This window comes from Glaciihabitans sp. dw_435, from assembly GCF_018449675.1.
GTDB lineage: Bacteria > Actinomycetota > Actinomycetes > Actinomycetales > Microbacteriaceae > Glaciihabitans.
In genome coordinates this window covers 1-944 of record NZ_JAAVUZ010000047.1, presented here as the reverse complement: position 1 = coordinate 944, position 944 = coordinate 1, and the positions used below count along the sequence as shown (strand labels likewise).

Genomic DNA, 944 nt, shown 5'->3' with positions numbered 1-944 from the left:
TGTACTTCCCAAGGACGTTGTGAACAGCGTGGCATCAGCTGAATAGGCGAAGACCTCCGGTATCGAAGTGGGTTACCACACTCAATTCGATTCCAGGAGGTCTTCGTGCTCCACGCTAATGCCCCGCTGACGCCAGTCGGGCGTCTTCGTCTGGCCAGTCTCATCGTCGATCAGGGATGGACGGTCCGCCGGGCCGCGGAACGGTTCCAGGTGTCGCCGGCGACGGCGTCGAGATGGGCGTCCCGGCATCGCGCCGGACTGCCCATGACCGATCTGTCGTCGCGCCCACACCGCTCACCTCACCGCACCAGCCGCCGTCTGGAGCGACGGATCGTGGCACTGCGATTCACCCGCCGGTGGGGACCCCACCGCATCGGATACCACCTCGGAGTCGCCCGCTCCACGGTCGAGCAGGTATTAGCCCGCTACCGGATGCCACCTCTGGCTCATCTGGACCACGCCACCGGGCTGCCGGTGCGTCGGCCGAAGCCAATCCGCTACGAACATCCCGCCCCGGGCGATCTGGTCCACGTTGACATCAAGAAACAGGGACGCATCCCTGACGGCGGCGGCCACCGAATGCTTGGCCGCACCATCGGTAACCACAACAACAAGCAAAAGGGGCGCGGCTACTCATTCCTGCACCACGCCGTTGACGACCACTCCAGGGTGGCCTACTCCGAGATCCTCGGCGACGAAAAGAAAGAGACCGCGGCTGCGTTCTGGGGCCGCGCGAACGCGTTCTTCCACGGCCTGGGCATCACCGTCAAACGGGTCATCACCGACAACGGGTCCTGCTACCGGTCGCGCACCTTTGCCGAGGCCCTGGGCCCCAACATCACCCACAAGTACACCCGCCCCTACCGGCCCCAGACAAACGGGAAGGTCGAACGCTTCAACCGCACCCTCGCCCAGGAATGGGCATACGCCCACACCTACACGTC

At 64.7% G+C, this 944-nt stretch carries 1 protein-coding gene; it reads left to right on the top strand.

What is annotated here, in order from left to right:
* Nucleotides 1–105: 105 nt before the first annotated feature.
* Nucleotides 106–944, top strand: an 839-nt coding sequence (locus HB677_RS18190; RefSeq protein WP_213817156.1) for an IS481 family transposase, incomplete at its 3' end; no start/stop codon positions are given.